The organism is Flavobacterium sp. ZE23DGlu08, from assembly GCF_030505335.1.
Lineage (GTDB): Bacteria > Bacteroidota > Bacteroidia > Flavobacteriales > Flavobacteriaceae > Flavobacterium > Flavobacterium algoritolerans.
In genome coordinates, this window is record NZ_CP130045.1 from 1813125 (window position 1) to 1839163 (window position 26039).

The 26039-nt window shown below is 35.0% G+C and carries 18 protein-coding genes; 8 read left to right on the forward strand and 10 right to left on the reverse strand.

The window, feature by feature from the left end; genetic code table 11:
* Window positions 1–257: 257 nt before the first annotated feature.
* Window positions 258–3848 carry a T9SS sorting signal type C domain-containing protein gene (locus tag Q1W72_RS07935; RefSeq protein ID WP_302137836.1) on the reverse strand — a complete coding sequence of 1197 codons (3591 nt, stop codon included), beginning with the start codon at window positions 3846–3848 and terminating at the stop codon, window positions 258–260.
* Window positions 3849–4191: 343 nt separating this feature from the next.
* On the opposite strand from Q1W72_RS07935, the gene Q1W72_RS07940 reads away from it, so the two are divergent.
* A complete protein-coding gene (locus Q1W72_RS07940) occupies window positions 4192–4662 on the forward strand; it encodes a regulatory protein RecX (protein WP_121343238.1) in 471 nt (156 codons plus the stop codon).
* Window positions 4663–4873: 211 nt separating this feature from the next.
* Entirely contained in the window at window positions 4874–8161 is a 3288-nt protein-coding gene (locus Q1W72_RS07945) for a T9SS sorting signal type C domain-containing protein (RefSeq protein ID WP_302137837.1), read from the forward strand.
* A 55-nt stretch (window positions 8162–8216) separates the two neighbouring features.
* On the opposite strand, the gene Q1W72_RS07950 is transcribed toward Q1W72_RS07945, so the two are convergent.
* The 5 genes from Q1W72_RS07950 to Q1W72_RS07970 form a co-directional block, all read right to left on the reverse strand.
* Complete coding sequence (locus Q1W72_RS07950) at window positions 8217–9374, reverse strand: beta-ketoacyl synthase N-terminal-like domain-containing protein (protein ID WP_302137838.1); 1158 nt, start codon at window positions 9372–9374, stop codon at window positions 8217–8219.
* Between the two features lie 125 nt (window positions 9375–9499).
* On the reverse strand, window positions 9500–10771 hold the full coding sequence (gene bioA, locus Q1W72_RS07955) for an adenosylmethionine--8-amino-7-oxononanoate transaminase (RefSeq protein ID WP_302137839.1): 1272 nt from the start codon (window positions 10769–10771) through the stop codon (window positions 9500–9502).
* Between the two features lie 84 nt (window positions 10772–10855).
* Window positions 10856–11473 (reverse strand): dethiobiotin synthase, encoded by a 618-nt coding sequence (gene bioD, locus Q1W72_RS07960; RefSeq protein WP_302137841.1) that lies wholly within the window; start codon window positions 11471–11473, stop codon window positions 10856–10858.
* 55 nt (window positions 11474–11528) lie between these two features.
* Window positions 11529–11921, reverse strand: a complete 393-nt coding sequence (locus Q1W72_RS07965) for a GxxExxY protein (protein ID WP_302137842.1) — start codon at window positions 11919–11921, stop codon at window positions 11529–11531.
* Between the two features lie 45 nt (window positions 11922–11966).
* Window positions 11967–13118 (reverse strand): pyridoxal phosphate-dependent aminotransferase family protein, encoded by a 1152-nt coding sequence (locus tag Q1W72_RS07970; RefSeq protein ID WP_302137843.1) that lies wholly within the window; start codon window positions 13116–13118, stop codon window positions 11967–11969.
* Window positions 13119–13413: 295 nt separating this feature from the next.
* On the opposite strand from Q1W72_RS07970, the gene Q1W72_RS07975 reads away from it, so the two are divergent.
* The 6 genes from Q1W72_RS07975 to Q1W72_RS08000 all read left to right on the forward strand — a co-directional run bounded on the left by Q1W72_RS07975 (window position 13414) and on the right by Q1W72_RS08000 (window position 19452).
* Window positions 13414–13953: a hypothetical protein gene (locus Q1W72_RS07975; protein ID WP_302137844.1), complete on the forward strand. Its 540-nt coding sequence runs from the start codon at window positions 13414–13416 to the stop codon at window positions 13951–13953.
* Between the two features lie 489 nt (window positions 13954–14442).
* Window positions 14443–15570: a hypothetical protein gene (locus Q1W72_RS07980; RefSeq protein WP_302137845.1), complete on the forward strand. Its 1128-nt coding sequence runs from the start codon at window positions 14443–14445 to the stop codon at window positions 15568–15570.
* Between the two features lie 130 nt (window positions 15571–15700).
* Window positions 15701–16624, forward strand: a complete 924-nt coding sequence (locus Q1W72_RS07985; RefSeq protein WP_099713835.1) for a hypothetical protein — start codon at window positions 15701–15703, stop codon at window positions 16622–16624.
* Window positions 16614–18170, forward strand: a complete 1557-nt coding sequence (locus Q1W72_RS07990) for a vanadium-dependent haloperoxidase (protein WP_302137848.1) — start codon at window positions 16614–16616, stop codon at window positions 18168–18170. Before Q1W72_RS07985 ends, Q1W72_RS07990 begins: the two co-directional genes overlap by 11 nt.
* A gap of 179 nt (window positions 18171–18349) precedes the next feature.
* Window positions 18350–18817 (forward strand): hypothetical protein, encoded by a 468-nt coding sequence (locus tag Q1W72_RS07995; RefSeq protein ID WP_099713837.1) that lies wholly within the window; start codon window positions 18350–18352, stop codon window positions 18815–18817.
* A gap of 92 nt (window positions 18818–18909) precedes the next feature.
* Window positions 18910–19452 (forward strand): GNAT family N-acetyltransferase, encoded by a 543-nt coding sequence (locus Q1W72_RS08000; RefSeq protein WP_302137849.1) that lies wholly within the window; start codon window positions 18910–18912, stop codon window positions 19450–19452.
* Between the two features lie 51 nt (window positions 19453–19503).
* On the opposite strand, the gene Q1W72_RS08005 is transcribed toward Q1W72_RS08000, so the two are convergent.
* The 4 genes from Q1W72_RS08005 to Q1W72_RS08020 form a co-directional block, all read right to left on the reverse strand.
* Window positions 19504–19785: a F0F1 ATP synthase subunit epsilon gene (locus tag Q1W72_RS08005; protein WP_099713839.1), complete on the reverse strand. Its 282-nt coding sequence runs from the start codon at window positions 19783–19785 to the stop codon at window positions 19504–19506.
* Window positions 19786–19864: 79 nt separating this feature from the next.
* Complete coding sequence (gene atpD, locus Q1W72_RS08010) at window positions 19865–21376, reverse strand: F0F1 ATP synthase subunit beta (protein WP_035668832.1); 1512 nt, start codon at window positions 21374–21376, stop codon at window positions 19865–19867.
* Between the two features lie 255 nt (window positions 21377–21631).
* Window positions 21632–23125: a G-D-S-L family lipolytic protein gene (locus Q1W72_RS08015; RefSeq protein ID WP_302137853.1), complete on the reverse strand. Its 1494-nt coding sequence runs from the start codon at window positions 23123–23125 to the stop codon at window positions 21632–21634.
* Between the two features lie 33 nt (window positions 23126–23158).
* Window positions 23159–25984: a carboxypeptidase-like regulatory domain-containing protein gene (locus Q1W72_RS08020; RefSeq protein WP_302137855.1), complete on the reverse strand. Its 2826-nt coding sequence runs from the start codon at window positions 25982–25984 to the stop codon at window positions 23159–23161.
* Window positions 25985–26039 lie beyond the last annotated feature (55 nt).

Here is a 26039-nt window from a genome sequence, read left to right on the forward strand (position 1 = left end):
GTGAAAAAACAACAGTTTGAACTAAAACTAAAAAAAGAGTACAGAGTAATTTTTTAATCATGCTTTTTTATGTTTTTTTAATAAATTCAATTTTAAAGATGTGGTCTTCTAAAAGAAAAAACCTACATTAAATTCAAATTAAAAAAAACAAATCCACTTCACATAATAAAATCGTCGACATGCATTTATATTCGTTAAAAAGCTGTTTTACAAAATCTTAAAAACAACCAACTATAACAAATTATTAAAATTACATATTAAAATATAACTTTTTTAGAAACCGTTTGACCATTTTGCAATACAATTTTTACAATTAAAGCTTGTTCACTAGAAGACAAATTGGATATTACATGTTCATTATTCCCAACGTTTATCTTTTTATATAATTGTTTTCCAATTAGGTCAAAAATTAAAACCTTATCAATTGTTTCATCTGAAGAGTCTATTTTTATCTGTTTATTTTTGACAGAAATTACAACTTTATCATCAGCTGCTTCAAAATCTCCTGTCTCTAAAGTTTTATCTATATAACGCAAAACAAAACGATCGTTAAAAGTTCCCGCTTGTGTTGTAAAATCATACGATGAGGCTTTTAAATCATGTACCACATTCAACAGCTTGTCTTCAATATAGACCTTTTGAGATTGCATCATTCCATCTACTTCATCAATGCCAATACTAAAATTCCCTATCGCGACAGATCTATATCCTAGAGAAACTTCATCATTTTCATCAAATGGTAAAGCCCTGCCTTGAATCACAAATTTTTTATTTTGATTTACGCTGTAAAAATCCATAAATTCATTTCCATCAAAAGTTTCACCATCGTAGCCATTATCGTAGTCATTAGTAGCTCCGGTAATATATCCCACTAACAATTGTTTGAAAGCACCTTCTGTATTAGTTAGATTTAGCCATACTCTGTTTTTCTCAATGGCACTTGTCGTTTTTGATTTGGTGCTATTTATCTTGAAAATCTGAGAGTTATTCCCTGTAATTCCTCCAACACCAACTCTCATACTATTATTAAATACAATTTCATTTGTACCTAAAATCGTTGTATTACTTGTAGCAAAAAAACCTTGTCCTGCCCCTATCTTACCAGTTGGTTTGTTAGGATTACTTAGTGTCTTATCAGGGTCGCTATCAGCAACTGTTCCAACACCTCCAGTTAAGTTATAGGAAGCATAATCATCTCCAGAATAAGCATAAACACCAGTTCCGGGATTAACAACCCCAATTCCAATTTTTGTGCTGTGCGTCCAGAAATAAAGCGTTCCATCTATGACACCTGCGTTATCAGTCAAAAATTTATCTGCATCTAATGCCGAGGGATATGGATTTCCGATAAGATATGATTTAAAAGGATATATTCCTGTGATAGGATAGCGTCCATTATTAGGCTTACCAGCAAATGTCACTTCCAACAGAGTCAAAGGACTTACTGATATTGGCCCAGGACCTCTAATACTATACCCTTTCCCCACAATCATTGGACTTGTAGCCGACTCACTTTTCCAATCTTCAGAGCCCGCAGTAACTTCGTAAGAATAAAATATACTACCCACAAGACTAGAAGGATTATACGAAATTCCTCCAGTACCTCCTAAATTTAAAGGCGATACAGGTGAAGACCAATACGTGTAATCGGTATTGCGTACTCCCGTATTTGTGAGTCTTTTGTATATTATATTTCCCGCATTGACAGCGGCATCATTAATTTGAACCAAGCTAGCCTTGTTCTCAAAAGTCAAAGTTCCTCCTCCTACTACTTCCACTTCGTTTGTAATGGCGAGTGTACGATTTGATCTGATGGTAACAGTTGCGCTTCCGGTAACTTTACAAGAACAGCCTACTAAATCTACATCTTGATTAAAATTTCCTGTAAAAACAATTTTTTGTGTGCTTGTTGGAAGCAATCCTGTAGACCAAACCGTTCCATTCCATGTATTAGTAACGACAGGGTTTATCACCACATTATCTGAAGCTAAAGATGTGCAAGTACCATTTGAAACCGTAAAAGCATACGTTCCTGGAGCCAATCCTGAAATTGTAGTTGAACTCCCTGTCCCTGTAGTTGTTGCCGATGATGTTCCGCTTCTTGTTAAAGTCCATGTTCCAGTTGACGGCAAACTATTCAAAGTAACGCTGCCTGTAGCTGAAACACAATCAGGAGGAACAATTGTTCCTTGAATTGGTTTATCCGGAGGAGGAGTCACGCTTATCAACACAGACGCAGAATTTACTTCTGTACAACTACCGTTTTGAACTACCGCTCTAAAATAAGTGTTAGTTGTTAAGTTACCAATTTCTGCACCAGTCAAGGTAGTGCTCGTATTAGAAATAGTAACTAAACCTACGGTAAAACCAATATTAGTAGCCTTTTCCCACCTTACAACAGAACCAGTATTACCACCCAAAACTATATTAACTGGTTGATTTCCATAACATATAGTTTGATCTGATGAAACTGTACCACCAATACTATTATTTATAGTTATTGTAGAAATATTAGAATAAGCAATATTTGTGCAAGGTAAATTTTGCACTACAGCTCTATAATAAGTGGTTTGAGTTAAATTGCTGACATTTATACCGTTATTTGTGTTTGCAATGGAAACTATATTACTAACAAAGTTGTCATTTGAAGATTCCCAACGTATTGGACTCCCTACATAACCTGTTAAATTTAAATAAGTTATATAACTATTTGGACAACCACTTGCACTAGATGGAATAGATCCTCCATTACTTGAAGGAGCAACAGTTACATCTAAACCATTGCCATAACCTGACCCACAAGCATTAGTTGAATTTACTGTTATTCTCCCTGAGGTTGCGTTTACAGCAAATGTTGCTGTAGCTGAACGTCCATCAGCGCTAGTAACAAATGTTACACCAGCACCAGAATAACTCCAAGTATGGTTAAAATTAGCCGCATCAGAGGTTATTGTGTAAGTAGCCGCAGTATTTTGACATTGTGAATTAGATCCACTTATTGCCGTAACAGCTCCTCCAGGACCATTAGCAACATAAACAACTCTATTAGCTGTTCTTGTTGTACACCCTGTACTACTAATTGTATATGTTATTGTCGCAGTTCCTGCTCCTACCCCTGTCACTACTCCTGTTGTTGCATTTACTGTTGCTATACCAGCATTACTACTAGACCATGTCCCTCCTAAAATGGTAGATGAAAAAGTTGCTGTTCGATTAGGATTATAAGTACAGACATACTGATTCCCTGATAAAGTCCCCGCTGTAGTTGGGCAACCTCTTAATGTTACATTATCTAAATATAAAGTTCTATTAGCAGCGCTATTAGCACCATTACCATTACCACTGGGATTATTTGTTTTGTATATGTAGATACGAACGTCTGGATTGTTATTTGCAGATACAGGTAAAACATCAGATGTCCTTGTACTACTATTGGTATCAGGATTGAAACTAGGTGTTATAGCAGTAAGTGTTACGCCTTGATCAGAACTGGAATAAACTATAAAATCATTGATATTATTACTTGCTCTGTTGCAAAAAGAAAAAACTAAATTTTCATACCCAGTGGCATTTACTGTAAACTGATAGAAATCATCTCTATTCCATTGATTGGCAGACAGCGAAAATGAATTTCCACTTCCACAAGTATTATCAGTGGCAAGCTGCGCATTGTCAACACCGAACTGTCCGATTGTAGGGGTACCTATGGTATTATTTATATTTGGATTTACTGACCCTTCAAAATTAAATTGAAAAAGAGTAGTTTGCCCGAAAGAAATTGTAGACATCAACAGAAAAAAAATAAAAAGAAGTATTCTTTTATTTAGTGTATATAGAGCTTTATTCATGTGGTATTATTTGTAAATTCAATTGTTTTAAATACGGCATTAAAGAACCATATTTTAGTGTGTGTGTTTATTGAAAAAATCAATTTGTACAATATCAGTTACTTTTTTAAATCAAATGAAATTTTACCGACCATCAGCTAAAATAATCGACGTAATACGTGTTTGCATTTATAAAGAAAGAAAAATATCAAAAACGAAGCATTTTCACTTTCAATAGCCACAAAGACAAACTTTTGTCATTTTAATTGTAATACTCTTGCTCTAAAAATTATATTTTTAATGCGCAATTAACGACCATTATAATTAATTTCGCCTAATTACTAAAATCAAGAAACCACCACGAATGAACCCAGTTTTTTCCATAAAAGAAGCCATCCATAAAATAGAGCATTATTGCGCCTATCAAGAACGCTGTCACGAAGAAGTAGTACAAAAACTGAGAAGTATGAAAATGGACGCTGATGAAATTGACACGATTATGGTGCATCTTATAAGTGATAATTTTCTTAATGAAGAACGTTTTGCCCAGAGTTTTGCAAGAGGAAAACACCGTATCAAACATTGGGGAAAAATTAGGATTGTCAATGAATTAAAAGCAAAAAAAATAACACAAACTCTCATAAATATTGCCCTCAAAGAGATCTCTACTGAGGAATATTTATCCACTTTTCATACCCTTGCCGACAGAAATTGGGAATCCATAAAAGAAACGAATCTATTAAAAAAACGAAAAAAATTCTGTGACTATTTACTGCGCAGAGGATTCGAAAGCAACTTGATTTTCGAAAAAGCAAAAGAATTAGAAAATCTATAAATCAAATAGTACTGATTGTTTTAGAAGTTCACATTAAAACTTTTTTTATCAGAAAGCAAAATACTCAAAAGGCAAAATTTTGTCGTTTTTAAATTTCTTTACAAAATATTTATTATTTAAAATCCAAATGCAATTGTTTTTCGTAAGTCTAATTGCACTTGTAATTTTATTCAAAATAGAAAAGCATGTGAATTAATTTAAAAAATAGTTCATGAAGAAAATTTTACTTTTATTTTTACTATTACCTTTTATTGGAATCTCACAAGCCTTATCCGGAAACTACATCATTAAATCAACAAATGCTGCACCTTTTAACACATTGACAAATGCCGTTGCCAGAATAAATAGTGTTGGAGCAGCTGGTCCAGTTGTTTTTTTACTTGACGATACTACTTACAGCAATACAACCGGGGAAACGTTTCCTATTATCATTACTCAATTCACGGGTACTAGCGCAACAAACACGCTGACCATTAAACCTAACATTGGAAAAACAGTAACAATTACCGCTACAAACACAAACGGTTTTACAGGTGTTCCTGCAGTTATTGAGTTTAACGGAGCTGATAATATTATAATTGACGGAAACAATGCAACGGGAACAACCAGAAATCTTACTTTAATCAATAATGACGCTGTTAATTTCATAGACAGAACTGTACTTTGGGTTGCCAGTAATGGTGCTAATGGTGCAACAAATATTGATATAAAAAATACAATATTAAAATCAAACATCAGAAATCAGCAAGCAAGGCAACTTTCAGGAATTTATTCCGGTAGCAATGAACTTGGCCTTAACAACAACATAAACATAAACGCTACTGCTACCGCAAACAATGCTACTACCAAAATCACAAATAATGAATTCATCAATGTAAGACAGGGTGTTTACATCAACAGTAGCGCTACCTTAAAAACGAGTAAAACGGCTTTGGAGTCAAATATATTTGGAAGTACTATAAACACCGAAAAACCTTCCTTGCCTATTTACATGATTAATACTAATGATTTCACCATAACAAATAACGTAATCAATGGGGTTTTGAATGACAACACAGGAAATCCATCCATAAGTGGAATTACAATTGAAAACGGGAGTAATTATAATATCAAAAGAAATACAATATCCGATGTAATATTGACCACAAATCACATTATTCAATATGCAATGTTCATAAGTGGAACACAAACGAATGGAGTTATTTCTGAAAATAAAATAACAAACATAAAGAATACAGGAAATGGTATTATTAGAACGCTAAGTTTACAAATGAATGCCACTACTTCTGCAAACATACTTGTTGCAAACAACTTTATTAGTGACATAACAACTACCGGAACAACTACAAATGGTGCTTCAGGAATTCAGATACAATCTGGTAGAAATATCAAATTATACCATAATTCAGTTGTCTTGAATGGAAACCAAAACAATATCTCTGCAGCATTAAATATAAATGCAGGAACAGAATTAGACATCATAAATAACATTTTCGGAAACACAAGTACAACTGGAACTGCTTATTCTGTTTATTCAACTGTTGCTGCTTCATCATTCTTGAACATTGATTATAACGATTATTATTCTGCGAGACATATCGGTTTTTTGGGCGGTAACAGAACAACATTAGCAAATTGGCAAACGGCAACTACAAAAGACCGAAATTCAATTAATGTGATTCCAACGTTCGTATCGATTGCCGATTTACATTTAAGCGGAACCAATGCAGCATTTGATGACAAAGGAACTCCGCTAGCTATTATTCCTACTGATATTGATGACGAATCCAGAAGTACAGTCGCTCCAGATATGGGTGCCGATGAATACAACAGATGTAAAATTTCATCCACATGGAATGGCACTAATTGGTCAAACGGAACACCTACACTTTCCATAAAAGCAATAATAAACGGAACCTACAATACACAAATTCACGGAAACATTACTACTTGTGAACTTACAATAAACAATGAAAAAACACTAACTATTACACCAGGAAAATTTGTAGAAGTACAGAATGATGTTACTGTGATAGGAAATTTAATCATTGAGAACAATGGTAGTTTAATTCAAAATGATGATGATGCAAAAAGTACCGGAATTATAAATGTAATTAGAAATTCCTCATTCATGAAGCAATACGATTACACGTATTGGTCTTCACCAGTTGCCGGTATTAAACTGTCTAATTTCAAAGAATCCTATCTATATTATTCTTTTAATGATGCAGTTGACAACTGGCAGTTCGAATCAGAGAATACCATAATGGCTCCCGGAAAAGGATATATTGCCCGTGCGCCTGAAAACGATTTGGCAACACAAATTGTATCAACAACTTTTACCGGTGTTCCTTTCACAGGTCTAATCGAGCTTCCAATTGCTACAGCAGAAACAGGTTCTCTTGGGCTTATTGGAAACCCATATCCTAGTGCTTTAAATGCGGATGCATTTCTTACAAACGCAAACAACAAAGATATTTTGGAAGGGACGCTATATTTCTGGACACACAACACCGCTATAGCAGCAAACACTCCCAATCCAGGTTCTGGTGTTTTTGCATATTCTGGTGATGATTATGCATCATACAATTTAACGGGAAGTACTGTAACAACAAGTCCAGCTCTATCTGGAAAAACTAATAACAATAACAATAGGCCTCAAGGAAATATAGCTTCTGGGCAAGGTTTTTTTGCAGAAATTAAAGCAACTGCTCCAGCTACAAAAAAACTTGTTTTCAATAACAGTATGAGAGTCAAAGGAGAGAATGGCAACACGCAATTTTTTAAAACAAAAGCTGCGAAAAGTACGTCTAACACTACTCTTGAAAAAAACAGAGTATGGGTCAATATTACAAACGAGCAAGGAGCATACTCCGAAATGCTTTTGGGCTACATCACTGGAGCCACTAATGATTACGACAATGGCTACGACGGAAAAACATTTTCTTCGGATAGTTTTGTTTCAATGTATTCCATTTTAGGTGAAGAAAATTTGTCTATTCAAGGCAGAAGCTTACCATTTGATGAAGAAGACAGCATTCCTCTTGGTTTTGAAAACACTATTGGCGGCACATTCTCAGTAGGAATTGACAGTTTTGACGGATTCTTTACCAATCAAGAAGTATTTTTGCATGACAAAAAAAATGACGCTACAGTCAATTTAAAACAAGGCCGCTACACTTTTACAACCGAAAAAGGAACTTTTAACGACCGTTTTGAATTGAAATTTAAAGACAAAACCTTAGGAGTAGAAAATCCTGAATTAGTCCAAAACGGAATAGTTGTGTTTAAAAATGGAAGTCAAATTCAACTTGTTTCAGAAGAGAAAAACATTCAAGACATTACAATTTATAACATATTGGGTAAATCTATTTATCAGAAAAAAAACATTAACACTTTGGAGCATACAACTAATGGAATCCAAACTCAAAAACAGCTTGTTATCGTTAAAATAAAAACAGAAGATGGTTTAGAAATCACAAAAAAAATGATGCTGTAACGCCACTAATTTCAACTAGTACAAAACCCGGTAATCAATGATCTACTGGGTTTTTTTATGCCTTTTGAATCAAAACACTCACCGCATTTCCACCAAAACCAACGGCATTAATCAGTACTTTTTTAATTGGTTTGGTTTGTAATTGCGCTTCCGCAAAAGGAACTCCGATAAATCTGTTGTTTTGCATCATCAAAATAGCGAGTTCCATACTCAATATCCCCGATGCACCAAAAGTGTGACCAATTTTCCATTTATTGGTAGTCAATAAAGGAAGACTTTTGCCAAAAACTGTTTCTATCGCTTTATACTCCGTCAAATCGCCTTTTATAGTTCCCGGAGCATGCATCACAATAACATCAACTTCGGATAAATCAGTGTTTTCCAATGCCATTTTCATTGATTTTTGGAAACAAGTTGCTTCCGCCGAAATAGAAATATTATGTTCCAGAATTTCCGTAGCATAACCGATTCCTTCTATATAAGCCAAGGCATTTTCTTTTTTCCCTATTTCGAGACAACACACGCCGGCACCTTCGCCAAGAATCATGGTGCTTTGTTTCTTTTCTAAATCAAGCGCACGATTCGGGTATGTTTCTGTACTATTCGAATAAATTTTTAACGCCCGCATTTGGGCAATCGTAAAATCAGTCAATGGCGCTTCACTGCCGCCAACCAGAAATTTATCAGCCATTCCTGCTCGAAGCCAAGCCACTCCATTTAATACTGCATGCAAAGCAGTGGAACACGTAATGGAATGAGATATTTCAGGGCCAGAACTTTGTAAATCATGAGCAACCCAAGAGGAAATATTTCCCAAAGTGGTCGTTGGAGAAGCTAGAGTTTGTGCTTTTCCAGTTTGTAAATAATCTTGATAGTGCTTTTCGAATAAATCTGTTGCACCACGAGACGAACCAATATTAATCCCAAAAATATCTTTTTGTGTCCAACCCGCATTTTGCATCGCTTTTCGCGAAGCCGCCATGGCATACAAAACCGATTTATCTAAGGATTTATATTTGTTATCTGATTCTCGCAAAGCGCCAACAACTTGCTCTGAATTAGCGCCTAAAGTCGATACAAAGGTTTTTTTATGGTCTAAAATATGTTCCGTAAAACAATGATTTTCATTAAGATAATTTTCCCAAATAGCCTCAGGAGTATTTCCTAAAGGCGAAATGGAAGCTATGGCTGTTATGGAGATTATTGTTGACAAGATATTTTTTTTGGCAAAGGTCGCAAAGTTATTTACATTCTACATTCTATCAGTGAAAAAATAGCACACGGATGGCACGAATTCTCACAGATAAAAACTGATTTTTTTAATCTGTGGCTTAAAAATTAAACTATTTCTAAAGCATTTTCGACCACTTGATATACTTTTTCTAATTGTTCATCGGTAATAATGTAAGGAGGCAAAATGTACACAATATTACCAACAGGACGCAGAATTATTCCGTTTTCAATAAAAAAATCATAGAGTTTATTACGCAATGTTCCATAATAACTGGCTGAACTTTCGGTTTTTATTTCTAAAGCAAAAATGACTCCCAGCACTCGTGTTGTAACAACTTTTGGATGATTTTTAATTCGCTCCTGAAAATCCAAATGATTTTGATTAACACGAATTATATTCGCTTGCATTTCATTGGTTTGCAACAAGTCTAAACTGGCCAAAGCCGCCGCACAGCCTGTAGGATTTGCTGTAAATGTGTGTCCATGAAACAGCGCTTTATTGATATCGTCATCATAAAAAGCATCGAATAAATCCTGAGTAAAAGTCGTAATCGCCATGGGAATAGTTCCTCCGGTCAACGCTTTGGACAGACACATCATATCTGGTTTTTCCACCAAATAATCCGTTGCAAAAGTTTTTCCGGTTTTTCCAAAGCCCGTCATCACTTCATCAGCAATGGTTAGCACATTATTCTCCTGACAAATTCGCATCAATATATCTAACGATTCCGGCTCGTACATGACCATTCCTGCAGCTCCTTGAACCAATGGCTCAAAAATAAAACCTGCGCAAGTGTTGTTTTTTATAACGGATTGTAAAGCATTGTAACTTTCCTGCTCCTGTCCTTTAACTGGAACCGGAATCCGAACCACATCAATAAACATTCCTTGAAAAGCTTGTGTATAAAATGAAATTCCGCTCGCTGCCATGGCTGCAAAAGTATCGCCGTGAAACGCATTTTCGAAAGCGATTATCGTAGTTCTCTTTTCTCCTTTATTGAAAAAATACTGTAGCGCCACTTTAATTGCCACTTCAACTGCTGTAGATCCATTATCCGAAAAGAATATTTTCTGTTGGTTTTTTGGTAAGATTTCCATCAACTTCTCGGCTACCAAAATAGCGGGTTCATGTGTAAATCCACCAAACAAAACATGTTCTAATGTAGTGAGTTGTTTGTAAATCGCATCGGCAATAAAGGTGTTCGAATGTCCATAAGGATTGACCCACCACGAAGCGATTGCATCAATATATTCCTTCTCATTTTCATCCCAAAGCAAGGCGCCTTTTCCTTTTTTAATGGCAATTGGTAACGCTGCGGTTTTATGTTGGGTATACGGATGCCAAAGATATTGGCGGTCTCTTTCTGTTAAATTCATTTTGCAAAGATAAAATAAGCAAGCTACAAGAAGCGAGAAAAACCTAAAAAACAAGTCTTGATTCTTTCTTCTTGATTCTTAATTTTATAAACTCAATAGCTGTTCGCGAAACAAATCAGCGTATTCTTTGATTACATTTTTATCAAAATACGGTTCTTGCTCAATTCTTCCAATGCATTTTATACCTGTTTTGTTCAAGATTATTTCTTCAGAAGCTTTATTTTCATTGCCCGAAAAAATAATTCCAGCAATGGTAATTTTTCGATTCTGCAAAGCTTCAACCGTCAATAAGGTATGATTAATACTTCCCAAGTAATGTCGGGAAACCACAATCACTTTATAGTCATTTTTAATTAAATTGATTACGCAATCTGTATAATTTAATGGCACAAAAACACCTCCAGCACCTTCAACAACCAAATGATTTTCTGTTTTGGGCTCAGTAATTTTCTTTAAATCAATAACAATTCCGTCCAATTCAGCAGCAAGATGCGGACTAGCCGGTGTATTCAAAGCATAACTGTTCGGATGAATTACCGTCTTTTCATTAGATAAAAAACATTTGATTTTATGACTGTCAGAATTTTCTAAATCGCCAGCTTGGATGGGTTTCCAATAATCTGCCTGCAAAGCTTCTGTAATAATAGCTGACGCGATGGTTTTACCAACATCGGTTCCAATTCCTGTTATAAATAGTTTCATATAAATAGCACACGGATGACACAGATTTAACTGATTGTCACGGATTTTTAAAAATTTATTTTAATTTTTTTCTGTCATTAGTATAAATAGACCTTTTGAATTCTGGAGTTGTTCCAAAGTTCAATAACAATCCAATTTCTACCTCAGTTGCCTTTAGATAATTTAAAAGCTGGGCTTTATGCTCGTCTTTTAAACATTCACAGGCTTTAAGCTCAAGAATAATAGAATCGTCAATCAATAAGTCAGCAAAATAGTCACCCACCAATTGGCTTTTATAATATACTTTAATTTGTTTTTGAGTTTCCACTTTATATCCTTGTGATTTCAACTCAAAATACATTGCATTTTGATATACTTTTTCAAGAAACCCATATCCAAGTTCATTATAAACTTCAAAATAAATTTTCAAAATAGTATCACTCAAATTTCTATGCAATAAATTACCCATGGTATATATTTTAATTAAAATCAGTGATAATCCGCTAAATCCGTGTTATCCGTGTTCCATAAAAACAAAAGTACTCAACAAACGCAACACTTCAGAGATTTCTTCCGTCGAATTATAACTGTGCAAACAAAAACGCAAGCGTTCCTGTCCTTCGGGAACAGTTGGCGAAAGTATCGCTTTCACATCAAATCCTTTTTCCTGCAGTAAGTTGGCGATTGCTTTTACTTTTTCATTTCCTGGAATGATCGCGGATTGTATCGCAGATTTGCTTCGGACAAAAAGTGGCTTTAATTCCAACATATTTTTTTCCTGATTAAAAGAAATAATATTTTCTCTTAATTTTAAAATGGAATCCGAATCCTGTTTTAAATGCTGATAAGCAATCAGAATTGTAGCAACAGAATGGGGTGAAAGCCCCGTTGTATAAATAAAACTTCGGGCAAAATTTACTAAATAATCCCTCAATTCAGTCGAACCTAAAATCGCAGCTCCATGACATCCCAAACCTTTCCCAAAAGTCATAATGCGTGCAAAAACATAATCTTGTAAGCCCAGCATTTGAACGAATCCTTCTCCTGAAGAACCAAAAACGCCCAAAGCATGCGCTTCATCAACAACAAGATAACAATGATATTTATCTGAAAGCTGAACCAATTCTTCTAGATTTGGACAATCTCCATCCATAGAAAAAACAGATTCGGTGACGATATAAATATTGGTATTTGGATTCCGTAAAATCAATTTTTCTAAATCTTCAAAATCATTGTGATTGAATTTATAGGCTTTGGCATTCGACAGTTGAATTCCGTCCCGAATAGAAGCATGACACAATTCATCGTATAAAATCAAGTCGTTTTTTTGCGGAACAGCACTAAAAAAACCAACATTGGCATCATAGCCCGAATTAAAAATCAAAGCCGATTCAGATTTGTGGAAATTGGCAATAAAGTCTTCTGTTTCCTGATACAGTTTATGGTTTCCAGATAATAAACGAGAACCAGTTGCTCCGTTTTGAATGATGTTATTAGTAATTAAATGCTGATGCGTCTCCTTAAAAATAATTTCTGACTGAGAAAAACCCAAGTAATCATTGGAAGAAAAATCAATCTTTTTACTTGACAAAGGTAATTTTCGCAAAGCATTATTCTGCTTTCTAATTTCAAGTTTAGCGGATAAATTTTCTGGAAAATGTTTCATAGTCAGCAAAAATAAGCATCTTTTTTGGTTTATGGATTTTGTGTCATTTTTGTTTGCTGATTTCTTCAAATTAATGAGATTTGAAATATAAATTCTAATTTAGAATCCCATTTCATAAATCATAAAAATATAATTCATTAAAATTTAACAATTGAAAAATAGCAATGAAAAAAAAATCCATAAATTTTTCCGAAAACGGTTTCGATTTATAACTTTCATAAAATTATGTTAAAAAAAACTTAAAATTAATATCGAAGATGTTAACCTATGAAATAGTTTTCTACTTTCGGCAAATATGAAACGAATTGCATCACTTTTTCTAATAGTAACGTTGTTCTACAACGTGATGGGATACTATCTGATGTTTGCTTATCAAGAGGAGCAAGCGTGGGTGTCTTCTATGGAGAAAAAACATGATTCAGAGTTTCAAGTAATCAAATTGAACGCCACTTTATACTCCTTTATCGAAGACACTGATTTTGAGTATGTAAATGAAGATGTGGTTATCAACAATAAAAGTTATCATATTTTCAAGAAAAGAATTCAAAACAACATACTAAGTCTTTATTACCTGCGCAATTCACATCAAGATGCAATAAGTCAGGATTTAAAAGATATTGTTGACAATCAATTATTCAACGGATCCTCATCAAAAGAGTCTCCAGTAAAAAAACTACTAAAATCTTTCCTAAAAGATTATGTAGCAAATACTGCTGTTTGCGTAGATTTTTCTCCAAAAACAGCTGTAATTTCAAGTGAACCTATCATTATGCCAAACCAGGCGCTAGATTCCGGATACATTTCCGTATCGTATTCACCACCCGATTTCGTTTAAATCTCCTTTCATTTTAGTGGTATCATTCGCTTTTATCTGGCATTTGTAAAGTCAAGATAATTCACGATTGCTTTTTAGCTAAATATGTACATTTATTACATCCATTTATTAGAAATTATGCCCGTTATAAATACAAAATAGTCTTTTGTATTTTCCCGAATTCGCTTTTTGCGAATGAATTCAAAGGCCTATTTTGTATTTCTATTCTGGTATATTTTGTACTACTAGCTTTCAGAATCATGATTTAAATTGATTTGCAAATTCAAAAAATGGATTTTTAAAAGAGTTCTTTATTGCAAATATAACCTTCAATCTATCCTTTTGCCTTGTAAAATCAACGAGACTTTTTGGCGAAAGCCAAAGTAGATCTTGCTTTACAGTGATACTACCTATCCACTAACTTATCTGTTTTTAATGCCAAACTTCTTTTTAGAAAGAAGCAGTTGTTGGCCTGTTTTATACCATTAACCATTTTAAAAAACCAAAAACTTGAAAAATTTATCCGCTTTACAATCCGCTTGTATTTTTATCCTATTCCTTACAATTACTTTTAACACCCAAAATATGTCTGCTCAAGGTTGCGTCGCTATCAAGGGTAATGCCACAAGCTGTATGTCGATTCACGCAGACAGTACTAATGTTTCCGGATGGCAATTTGCCAGCAGTGGGCGTTATTTTAGATCATTCAGACACTTTTCAGGAACAGAAGAAAACAAAGACAGATTAGTTCAAAAAACAGAAGTCATCAATTACACTTCCGTTTTCAATCTTTCACTCACCAGAATATTAAACAACCGTTGGTCCGTTATGGTCGACCTTCCCATTTCAAACAACGTTCGTTCTTCATTGTACGAACATGGATTGGTAAATGGGACTTACGTAAAAAGAGAAAGACATTCAACCAGTTCTTTTGGAATAGGAGATATTAGATTTGCCGCTTACAGATGGATGTTAGATCCGGCAAAAAGCACAAAAGGAAATATACAATTAGGATTAGGGATAAAATTACCAACCGGTGATTACAACTACAAAGATTATTTTTACAATGTAGGTCCAAACGGGACAAAAGAATTGCGCACTGTAGATCAATCCATCCAGTTAGGAGACGGTGGTACTGGATTTACTTTTGAATTAAATACATTTTATAACTTCATTGAGAACTTTGGAGTTTACGGTAATTTCTATTACTTAATTAATCCTCGTGAGCAAAATGGCACGAGAACCTATAGAGAAACAATTGCATCAAGATTAGCTAACGAAGCTATTATGAGTGTACCAGATCAATATATGTTTAGAGCAGGTTTTAACTATTCCGTGAATCAAGTAAAAGGATTATCTGTGGCGGCAGGTGCACGATTAGAAGGGATTCCTGTTTATGATCTTGTGGGTGGCAGCGGCGATTTCCGTCGTCCGGGTTATATCTGGTCAGTAGAGCCTTCTGTAAACTATGAATACAAAAAAGTAGTCTTGTTTGCATCAGTGCCATTTGCAGTAGTTCGTAACCGTACACAAAGTGTTACTGACAAAGAAAATTCTGTAACAACAGGCACACATGTTCAGGGTGATGCGGCATTTGCTGATTACACAATTAACATCGGTATATCAACCCGATTTTAGAGACATACCATTTAAGAATTAGTTGCATTTCACAAGAATATCAATAACACAATACGCTTTTAAATTATATCAAAAAAACCAATTATTTTAAATCGTAAAATACCAAACTACTAACCAAAACCATTTTTTAATGAAAAAATTTTATCTGAGTTGCCTGCTGTTGGCACCTTTATTTATGAATGCTCAAACAGAGATTGACGGTATTATGATGAGCAAAAACAATTTTTGTTTTGGAGCTGTATACCAATATAGCAGCTGGGACGAGTATTGGGAAGGAACCTTTAAAAGAGAAAATCTTAATCTTGGTACCGTTTCTACAAAATCAGTTGCCTTAATGGGAAACTATGGTGTTTCTGATAAATTGAATATTATTTTCAGCCTTCCGTACGTAGAGACAAAGGCTTCTGCAGGAACAATGGAAGGTCAAAAAGGATTGCAGGACCTATCGTTAACCATAAAATACATGCCTTTTGAAAAAACAATTGGAAAAGCAACCTACTCTTTATATGCTTTAGGAGGACTTTCGGCTCCAGTTTCTAATTATTCAGCTGATTATTTGCCTTTAAGTCTTGGTCTAAAAAGCAAAACTGCTTCTTTACGATTGATGGGTGATTATCAAAGAGGTCGTTTTTTCAGCACTATTTCCGGAGCGTATGTAAAAAGAGCGAACATAACCATTGACAGAAATTCCTATTACACAAACGAAATACATTACACCAATGAAGTTGATATGCCTGACGCAATTTCTGTAAACTTCAGAATAGGGTATCGCTCAAACAGATTAATAGCCGAGGCAGTGGTAGACAACTGGGTTACACAATCTGGAGGATTTGACATTACAACAAACAATATGCCTTTTCCGAGCAATACTATGAATGCATTAAAAGTAGGCGTGAATACTAAATATACACTCAAGAAAATACCGGCATTATCTCTTATTGGAGGATGCAATTTTGTTACAGAAGGCAGAAATGTTGGACAATCGAATACCTTTTATGGCGGTTTATTTTATATCCTTAATTTAAAAAAAACAACTCAAGAAAATGAAAAATAAAATACAAAAAATAGCCTATAACAGTCTTTTGGTTTTGTTTCTTACGATGAACTATTCTTGTAGTGATGAGTTAACAGAACGCAACGAACAATTTCCTCAATTAAATCCGGCTAATACAGACGAATTAGCAGGAACTTGGAAAACATTCCTATTGACTACACCGGATGAATTCTCTTTGGATGCACCAATAGCTAGTACTGCTGCCGCATTTACAAGAGAAATCAATGAAATAAAAAGTTACCAAGCAAGCATAACGCCGGAACAGAAAAAAATAATAAAATACTGGAGTGCCGGAGGTGTTTTACGTTGGAATGAAATCATGCGAACTTTAGTTGCAAGACACAATCGTCCACCATATCAAAATGAAGACGGAACGTATCCTGCACCATCTGGAGCAAACCCATTTGCAAATCCTGAATTTCCTTTTTCAAATCCTCCATACGCAGCAAGAGCCTATGCTTACGTGAGTGCCGCGCAATACGATGCAATGATTGCTACTTGGCATTATAAAAAACTGTATAATAGAGCTGCCCCTTTTACGGTTGATGCAACTTTACCAGTTTTAATCCCAAAAAGTGGCTTACCTTCATATCCATCTGAAGATGCTGTTTTAGCTGGAGTTACGGTGGAATTATTAAAATTATTGTTCCCGACAGAAATCGCTTACATACAAGAAAAAGCAGAGGAACAAAAATTATATCGCATTATTAGTGGTGCCAATGTTCGAAGTGATGTTGATGCAGGAATTATTTTGGGCAGAAAAATTGCAGGCAAATTTATCGCCAGAGCAGCTTCTGATGGAACTGGAGCAGCTATTGGTAATCAAGCGCTTTGGACACAACTGGAAACTCAAACTGCTGCCACTGGAGAAACTCCTTGGAAATCATTAGATGTACCTGCAAGACCCCCAATGTCACCATTGTTTGGAAAAGTAAAATCATTCTTAATGACTCCAGAAATGGTTGTTGCCAGCCGTCCGGTTCCTCCTCCTTCTACAAAATCAGAACAATTTGCAAAGGAATTAGCTGAAGTAAAAAACTACGGAAAAAATGCCACAAGAAAGAACATGCAAATCGTGACTTTTTGGGCTGATGGTGTAGGAACTTATACGCCTCCAGGACACTGGAATGCAATTGCATCAGAGTCATTTGTAGAGCTAAATTATAGTGAAGTACGATGGGCAAGAAATCTTGCATTATTAAATATTGCAATGATGGATGCAGCAATCAGCTGTTGGGATGCAAAATATACTTTCTTCAACCCGAGACCTTCTCAAGTTGACCCATCTATAAAAACATTGACAGGTACTCCTAATTTCCCTTCCTATGTATCAGGACACTCCACTTTTAGCGGTGCAGCCTGCGTAGTTTTATCACACATAATTCCTGCAAAAAAACAAAGTTTTGTGGCTATGGCAAAAGAAGCTTCGGATTCTAGAATGTTTGGATGCATACACTACAGAAGCGATTGTGAAAAAGGACTTGAATTAGGCGAAAAAGTAGGCGGTTTTGCTGTAGCAAGAGCCCTTACTGATGGCGCCGAATAACTTAAAATAATTAAGTTGATACTTTGTTTTAATGGTTTGTTTGCTATCTCATTTATCAACTAAAACCTAACAGACGTTGGAAACCTGTTAGGTTTTTTTATTTTTCACAATCTAATTTGAAACAGAATAATGCTTCGATTATAAAAAAAGCTGGGACAACCCATTAAATACCCTTACTAATGAAAAAAATATTCAATACTTTTTATTTTATTTTAAGCAAAAAAATGGAAAAACACAGCGTCAATATGATGCGAATTTCTTTGGCAATAGTTTACATATGGTTTGGTGCTTTAAAAATTTTCGGAATGAGTCCTGCCGGCGAATTAGTAGAACAAACCGTTTATTGGTTTAAACCTGAAATATTTATTCCAATTCTTGGTATCTGCGAAGTTCTTATTGGTCTTGGTTTACTCATAAAACGGCTCATTCCTTATACTATTCCGCTATTATTAATGCATATGGCGGCTACATTTTTTCCTGTTTTTATTCTAAAAACTATTTGTTTTGATGCATTTCCTTATTGCCCTACTTTGGCGGGACAATACATAATCAAAAATCTTATTTTAATTTCTGGAGCCCTTGTGGTTGCAGGAAAATACAATGAAAAATATTATGCAGAAATGAATTTGAAATTAAGCGAAAAATAAAAATCTAAATCCATTTCGTGTAATCAAAGATTTTCTAATTTTATAATTACAGATAGTAAATACCAATCATCAATCCGTATCGATAAAATCAAATGAAACCTATACTTTATAAAAGAGCGTCAACTTTAAACGAATTGGAACAAATTAGAGCGCTCCAATTACAAAACAGCTCTCAGAATATAAGTTCTGAAGAAAAACTTCAAGAAGGATTTGTTACAGTACAACATTCCGTCGCTTTGCTAGAACAAATGAATTCTGCTTGCGCACACATCATTGCCAAAGACAATGACGCAGTAGTAGGTTTTGCACTTGTAATGCTTTCTGGCTTTAGGAACGAAATCAAGGCTCTTATTCCAATGTTTGAAAGAATTGATGAATTAGTACCCAAGGATAAAACCTACGTTGTAATGGGGCAAATTTGTGTAGATAAAAGCCATCGCAAACAAGGAATATTCAGAGGACTTTATCATTTTTACAGAGAGGAACTGCAACATCAATTTGATTACTTAATCACTGAAGTTGCCGCTATAAACCTTCGCTCTATGCAAGCACACGAGGCCATTGGATTCAAAATAATTGATACTTATAACGAAGACGGGATTGTTTGGAATATTATACTTTGGGATTGGACATAAAAAAAGCCTCACATATTTGCGAGGCTTTCATTTTTTATGATCAAGATTACTTTAGTCAGCTAAAATAATAACTTTATTGTCTTTCATTTCAATTGTACCTGAATTGATAGCCAGTGTATAATTTTGAGCATCTAACTTCGTGAATTTACCTGCTACTTCTTTTGCAAAAGCAAAATCAGAAGCTGTAATTTTCACGACACCTTTTCCTAAAATAGAAACGATTGGCGCGTGGTTATTCAAAATCTGAAAGCTTCCATCAACTCCTGGCAATGTAACCGAAGTTACTTCTGCTGAAAATAATTTTGCTTCTGGTGATACTATTTCTAATAACATATTTTTGTAGTTTGAAAATTTAAAAGTTTAAAATTTAAAGTTACGAGTGAACTTTAAACTTTAAACTTTTAAACTAATTTTAAGCTTCCGCTAACATTTTTTCTCCAGCTTCGATAGCTTCTTCAATAGTACCTTTAAGGTTGAAAGCTGATTCTGGCAAGTGATCTAATTCACCGTCAATAATCATATTAAATCCTTTGATAGTATCTTTGATATCAACTAAAACTCCTTTTAATCCTGTAAATTGCTCAGCAACGTGGAAAGGTTGAGATAAGAAACGTTGTACACGACGTGCTCTTGAAACGGCTAATTTATCATCTTCTGATAATTCTTCCATACCAAGGATCGCAATGATATCTTGTAATTGTTTGTATTTTTGTAAAATTTCTTTTACTCTTTGCGCACAGTCATAGTGCTCATCACCTAAAATTTGAGGAGTAAGAATTCTTGAAGTTGAATCCAATGGATCAACCGCAGGATAAATACCTAACTCAGCAATTTTACGAGATAATACAGTAGTAGCATCAAGGTGAGCAAAAGTTGTAGCCGGAGCCGGGTCAGTTAAATCATCCGCAGGAACGTAAACCGCTTGTACAGATGTAATAGAACCTTTGTTAGTTGATGTAATACGCTCTTGCATCGCACCCATTTCAGTAGCCAATGTTGGTTGGTACCCTACCGCAGATGGCATACGACCTAAAAGTGCCGAAACCTCAGAACCTGCTTGTGTAAAACGGAAGATATTATCCACGAAGAACAATACATCTTTACCTTGATCAGTTCCTGCTCCATCACGGAAATATTCTGCAATAGATAATCCAGAAAGTGCTACACGAGCACGAGCTCCTGGAGGCTCATTCATTTGTCCGAAAACGAAAGTAGCTTTAGACTCTCTCATTCCTGGCATATCAACTTTAGATAAATCCCATCCTCCATTTTCCATAGAGTGCATGAATTCATCACCGTATTTTATAATTCCTGACTCTAACATCTCACGAAGTAAGTCATTTCCTTCACGTGTTCTTTCTCCTACTCCTGCGAATACTGAAAGTCCACCGTGACCTTTTGCAATATTGTTAATCAACTCCTGAATCAATACTGTTTTACCAACTCCAGCACCACCGAACAATCCAATTTTACCCCCTTTTGAGTAAGGCTCAATTAAATCGATTACTTTAATACCTGTGAATAAAACTTCAGAAGAAGTAGATAAATCTTCGAATTTTGGTGCTTGTCTGTGAATAGACATACCGTTTTCTCCTGTTTTTGGTAAATTACCTAAACCGTCAATTGCATCTCCAATTACGTTGAATAAACGACCGTAAACATCGGCACCGATTGGCATTTGGATAGGATTTCCTGTTCCAACTACTTCATAACCTCTACTCAAACCATCTGTTGAGTCCATCGAAATGGTACGTACTGTGTTTTCACCAATGTGAGATTGTACTTCAAGTACTAATAAAGTACCATCTTTTTTTGTGATTTCTAACGAATCATAAATTTTTGGAAGTTCAACATCCTTACCGTTGAAAACTACATCAACTACTGGTCCAATGATCTGGGCAACTTTTCCTATTACTTTTGACATTACTTATGTATTTATTAAATAGCTATTTAGGTTTATGAATTAGTACCAACCGAAACGTATCGATTAAATGCTTTTTTCAGAGCGCAAAGATAATTTTTTAAAATATAAAATCAATTATTTTTTTATAAAAAAAGGATATTTTTAATAGATAATGGAGAAATGACTTAGAAACAGACAAAAGATAGCAATATCCTCAAAAATAAAAAACCATCACGTCAAAAAACGGATGGTTTTTTATAAAAAAGTAAATTCTGATTATTGTATCGTTGCTGGATATTGAATCCCATATAAACCTAAATCAACACCTTTCAAATTAGAGCCGTATTTAGCATTTATCGCCTCAATGAATTTATTGGCAATCAAAGCATATCCTCTAGGACTTGGATGAACTCCGTCTAAAGAAAAAGTACCACCTGTTACATAAGCAGCCGTCATATGAAAGTTACCAAAACGAATTCCTCCGTTATTCAACTGATTCAATATTGATGCCGTATCCACAAAAGCCAAACTGTTTGAATCAGCAGCAGCTTTTATAGTTACATTGTATGCATCAGTAGCTAATTTTATCTCAGAAACCTCCGAAGCTGTCAAAACTCTATTATCCTGTAAAGGATAAGTAACCCCAACAGTATTAAAAGGAGCCGGAACTCCAGCTTGTGGTGTTCCAATCACAGTTCTTGTAGTAAGTAATATAAAATCTTTATCAGCAACATTCGCACCTCCATTAGCATGGCGTGCCTGTCCGTAAAGACTACCCATTAAACCCGCTTGAGCTGCAGGAACACCTGCCGCTGTCAATGCACCAGTAATCTGAGCACTATAGTTCACTAAAGTTTCATCTCTTATCAACAAAGGATTAGTAGCAGAAGCAGCTAATGTTTTGATTCTACTTCCAGCTCCCAAAGCAGTAAGAATTTGTTTTACAGGTCCCAACAACTGTGTATTTAACTGCGTTGCAGTAGCAGCATCTAAAGGAACTGGGTTATAAGGAACCGTCGTAAAAAACGGAAGATTGTTGATGTATGGTAAATTTGCAACAACACCTTTTCTTCCTCCAGTTGCAAGAGCAGTTGCCAAAGCATTATAAGCAGCATTAAAAGTACCCGCCGGAGTAATATCATTTCCTGAAACAGGATCTTGCGAAGTAGGTATACCACCATTAGTAGCATATCCTAAAACATCATTTCCACCAATAAACAAAGAGAAAAAAGTTGGATTTTGATCCGTAGCATCTTTAACCACACTAGACATTGCTGTTTTTGCAAATCGTCCAAAATAAGGATTAGCTTGTCCGTAACCTGCAATTCCTAAATGTATCGCTTTTGCTCCCGGAACTCCCATATTGCTGTAAGCACCAGAAATACTGGCTCCAAGAACCGTTCCTGAAACCCCTGAAACATTTACAGGTCCAGCTCCATTAAAATACAAACGTGTCGGAAATTGAGGAACTTGATTCCCTCCAATTGAAAAACCTCCTCTATTATCGTCTGCCATAAATGGATTTGTAAAAACACCTCCACCAACTAAAGCAAATTGCTCAGCCAGAATATTTGGATATGAATTTTTTTGACCAGCTTTAAAAAGAGCACCATCGCTATATCCTGCCGCAAATGAATCCCCTAAAGCCACATATTTAGAGAAATCTGCCGTACCTGCCGTTAGTGGCTCTTCAACGATTACCTCATCATCATTATTACATGCTGCGAAGGTTAGCGAAATCAACAACAGCCATTTGAAATTTTTTATCATAATATATTTTTTAAAATTATTGACCTTATTAAATTATGGGTTGATTGTCCAAGAAGCAAACCATTGTTGTCCTATTGCACCCGCTCCTATTACTTGAATATAGTCTTTTCCACCAATATTAGTAGCACCAACTTTAAGCACTGATTTCAATTTAGGGAAACCATAATTGATTTGAGCATCCAAAACTGTGTTCTCAGGTACCATTCCGTCAGCAAAAGAAGATTGCCATAAATACTCTGTATTGTATCTTGCATTAACATTGAAACCAAAGTTTTTAAACAATTTAGTATTACCAATAGACGCTTTAACTCTATGTTTCGGTGTATTAAAACCAGCAACAAAACTTGGATCTTCTTCTTGATTGAAATTAAATTCAGCATAATTATAATTTACACCCAATTCAAAATCCTTGTACACTTTTTTAGACAAACCAACACCAAAACCTAAAGATGTAATTTTTGCTGTAGTATTTGTATATACTTGATATACTCTTCTGTCTCCATTGCTTAAAGCTGAAAGTGTAGCCAAAGTTGCAGGATTACCAAAATCAAAAGTTGTATTAACATCCCCATAATAAGGACTGATAACTCTTGAAGTATTCATGAAATCATTGTATAAATTATAATACCCATTTATATCAATCGACAAATCATTATTAACAACCGAACGGTATCCTACTTCGATAGCTTGAACCTCTTCTGGTTTTACCAATCCAATCTTAGCCGCTTGCAACAAAGCTGCTGCTGCTGGAACATTAGTTGGGTTAGCCGCAATAGCAGCACTAAAAGCCTGAACAGAAGTCAATGTATATGAATTGTTATATGCGTTTTGACCTGTCAGTGTTAAAGTTGCAGGAATTCCCAATGCCTGACTTGCAGCACTAACAGTTCTAACTTCAGTAAAACGATCTAAATTCTCAGCAGCAGAACCAATCAAAGCGAACGGACCTAAGTCCAGACCGATATACTGATCTTGTGTAGTTGGGTTTCTGAAACCTGTTTGATAAGAAACTCTGAAATTATGTTTTTTAGTTGCTCCGGCAGAATAAACAAAAGATACACGAGGCGAAATGTTTCCGTCAAAATTTTGACTTTTATCGTAACGCGCAGATCCTGTAAATTTCAATCGGTCATTCATGAATTTTTTTGTCAATTGCCCGTAAGCACCATATTCATTATATCTTAATGGACCGTCGAAATCAGTGAAGATTGTTCCTTGAGAGTTCATTTCATATTGTCTAAATGAACCTCCTAATTGAATCTCAGCAAATTTCACTAAATCTTTAAAATTATAATTCACATCTGAATGGTAAATCTTTGATTGATCAATAAACTTAGCTCCTTTAGTAAGATCTGGCTCAGATATCGCCACAGCTAAAGCATTTTTGAATTGAACAGAACCCGGCTCAAATCTAGCACTTCCTGTTGGAGTAGGTAAAAAAGCTAAACCTGCTGGCTTGATATTATAATCAGCATAGTTTCTTGCATTTGCAGCTGATTGTTGAGCGTTAGTTCCCAAAACAGCACCCGAAAGCTGATAAGCAGTAGCGTAGTTCGTAAACCATTCTGTATCAGACTTTGCTGCTCTGTTAACATTCCAAGCAGCAAAACGCATGTCGTATGAATTTCCAGCGTCTTCATCTGTAATGTATCCTCTTACAAAGAAATTTTTCCCTTTTATTTCCAATTTAGATTGTTGCATGAAGAAATCTCCCAATGCATATCTATTTGCACCTTGATAAATAGTACTTCCCAAACCTATTTTATGTTGCAATATAATTTCTGTCTCACCTTCCCATGGTTTAAAATGCAAAGAGAAATCTGCTTTTACACTTTTTACTTTATTGTCATTTAAATCTTGCTCACGATATCCCGTTCTGCTAACTTGACCTACATTAGTAATAAAAGTTGTAACCTCATCACCATATAAATTCAAACCATCATAGTTTTGGTTGTTTGCATGTCCAATTGAACCACCTGTCATACTTCTTTGATCAGCAGCAATCCATTCTGTTGCTCTCAAGAAATTAAAATTTGCTTTGGCTGCAAAATGCTTGCTAAAAGCAGTAGCTGCTCTTAATCCAAAATCAAAATAGTCATTTGTACCTGCAACATCTTGACTTGTTTGACCATATTTCACGTAGGTGCTAATCCCTTGATTTGTAAAAGGATTTTTACTATTCATGAACAAAATACCATTGAAAGCATTTGCTCCATAAAGAGCCGAAGAAGCTCCAGGAAGCAACTCAACATTAGCCACATCAATATCCGAAAGACCTATTAAGTTTCCTAATACAAAGTTTAATGCAGGAGAAGAATTATCCATTCCATCCACTAATTGCATGAAACGAGTATTTGCTACCGTTGAGAAACCTCTTGTATTGATAGACTTAAATGAGATACTACTTGTATTAAAATGCACCTCTTTAAGATTTTCTAAACCATCATAAAATGTTGGCGCAGTAGTACTTTTTATTTGTTGAATACCCATTCGCTCAATAGTAACCGGCGACTCAATCACTCTCTCTGGAGTTCTTGAAGCAGATACCACTATCTCGTTTAGTTTAGTCTCTTCATCTTCAAGCTTTACAACTAGCTTCTGATTATCAGACGAAACATTAATTTTTTTAGATACATATCCTACACTCGTCACCTCAATTGTAAAAGGCGCCTTTCTGGACAATTTTAAAATAAAAGAACCATCGAAATCGGTAATCGCACCTGAAGTGTCTCCAACAATTTTAATGTTGGCTCCAGGAATAGGTTGGTTGTTACTGTCTGTAACAATACCTGAAATTGAATTTTGAGCAAAAGTTAGGCTACAAAAAAACAATGACAAAAAAAGTAAATACACTCTCATTGGGTTAAAATTTGTTGGTTTATGACGCCAAAGTACAAATATTTTTGATATTAAT